Origin of the sequence: Mesorhizobium sp. WSM3866, from assembly GCF_002294795.1 — a bacterium.
Lineage (GTDB): Bacteria > Pseudomonadota > Alphaproteobacteria > Rhizobiales > Rhizobiaceae > Mesorhizobium.
Genome location: NZ_NSGC01000047.1, coordinates 1 through 1,854, shown reverse-complemented (window position 1 = coordinate 1,854; position 1,854 = coordinate 1). Strand labels below are relative to the sequence as shown.

At 62.5% G+C, this 1,854-nt stretch carries 2 protein-coding genes; both read right to left on the bottom strand.

Annotated elements, in window-relative coordinates:
• Window positions 1-152: 152 nt before the first annotated feature.
• Window positions 153-1,115, bottom strand: a complete 963-nt coding sequence (locus CK222_RS31335) for a substrate-binding domain-containing protein (protein ID WP_067320308.1) — start codon at window positions 1,113-1,115, stop codon at window positions 153-155.
• Window positions 1,116-1,137: 22 nt separating this feature from the next.
• On the bottom strand, window positions 1,138-1,854 hold a 717-nt coding region (locus CK222_RS31330; RefSeq protein ID WP_095802991.1), incomplete at its 5' end, for an ABC transporter permease.

Here is a 1,854-nt window from a genome sequence, read left to right as displayed (position 1 = left end):
TTAACCCCGTCGGTCAGCCACGGATAGTAGTGGGTCTCCAGATCCCAAAGGTGATGATGCGGATCGATGAAAGGCAGCTCTGCCACGGTCGGAATCCCTCGCTTGGGGTCTGGAACCCGCCGGCCTCCGCCGGCGGGCCCGTTCGATGGCGATCAGTTGCTCGGGGGGAAAACGCGGGCGATGACCTTCTTGGCCTCCGCACTGTCGACCTTGTCGGCCGTGACCAGCGGCATCACCAGGGCCATATCCTGGGTCACCTTGCCTCCCGTCAGGGCATTGTAGACTTGCTGGGTACCGTCGATCCCCTGGCCGACCGCCTCCTGGAAGAAGATGCCCTGGATCGCTCCCTTCTTCAGCAGCGCTATGGTGGTAGGCGAGCCATCGGCGACAGTGATGCCGATCTTGCCGGTCAGGCCGCGCGTCTCGACCACCTTGGCCGCGCCACTGCCGGCTTCGTCATACATGCCGTAAATGGCCTTGATGTCGGGATGGGCGGTCAACAGATCATTGGCTTGGGTGACGGCCTCGGTGATCGTCAGGCCGCGCGTCTCCAACATCTGCACGAGATCGCAGCCGTTGGCGGCGAACGCCTCCTTGGCGCCCTTGAGATATTTCTGCGCATTTTCACGGTCTTGCGGCAAGGACAGCATGCCGACCTGGTTGCCGCCACGCTCCTTGGCGAGATCGCAGGTGAATTTGCCTTGCGCCTTGCCGGTCTCATAATTGTTGGCGGTGACCGAGGACGTATAGTTGGCGAGGCCCGGCTGCGGACCGATGCCGGCGAAGGCGATCGGTACCTTTTGCTTCTCCAGATAGTCGAGCAGCGGCGGCGTCGACGTCGAGCTGACCGGGCCGATCACGATCGCCGATACGCCCTTGGTCACGGCGGTCCTGGCATTGTCCATCTGTTTGGCGGGTGAGTTCTCAGAGGTGTACTCGACATAGTCCATGCCGAGTTCCTTGGCCTTCTCCTTCACGCCGTAGCCGACCCATTGCCAGTAGGAGATGTCAAGCGACGGCGCGATATAGGCGACGGTCTTCTTGTCCTCGGCGTATGACGCGCTGGACAAGGCGGTCGCCGCCAATGCTGCAATCAGGATGCTCTTCAACTTCATCTTGGTTCCTCCCGTTGATGATCTAGAGTCGGTTCTTGTTGCTGAAGCGGTCGATCAGGACCGCGAGCAGGATCGCGGCGCCAGTGACGGAGCCCTGCCAGAAGCTGTTGACGCCGATGAGGTTCACGCCGTTCTGGATGCAGGTGATCATCAGCGCGCCGAGCACCGCGCCGATCGCGCTGCCTGTCCCGCCAAAGAGGCTGGCGCCGCCGATGACGACCGCGGCGATCGCCTGCAGCATCAGGCTGGCGCCGGCCGTTGCCTCGGCATTGAGGATGTAGCTGACTGTCAGCAGCCCGGCGAACGAGGCGAGCAGGCCGGAAGTGATATAGGCCGCGAACTTGATGCGGAGCACCGGAATTCCGAGTAGGCGAGCGGCAGTCGCCGACGACCCGACGGCATAGAACCAGCGGCCCAGCACGACCTTGCGCAGCACATATTCCACCACGACCATCAGGACGATGCAGAACAGAAGATGATTGGGTATGCCGGGGACGATCTCGCCGGAATTCAGCAGCCAGAAATCCGGCGCACCGATCGGCATCGAGCGACCGTTGGTGACGATGAAGGCCAGGCTGCCCGCCACCGCGTAGGTGATGAGGGTGACGACGAAAGGAGCAAGCCTGACGACGGTGACGAGAAACCCGTTGATCGCTCCGAAAACCAGCCCCACGGCCAGGCCTGCCAGGCTCGCTGTCAGATCGTTCGCGCCATTGGCCATTGCCAGCGCCGTGACCAT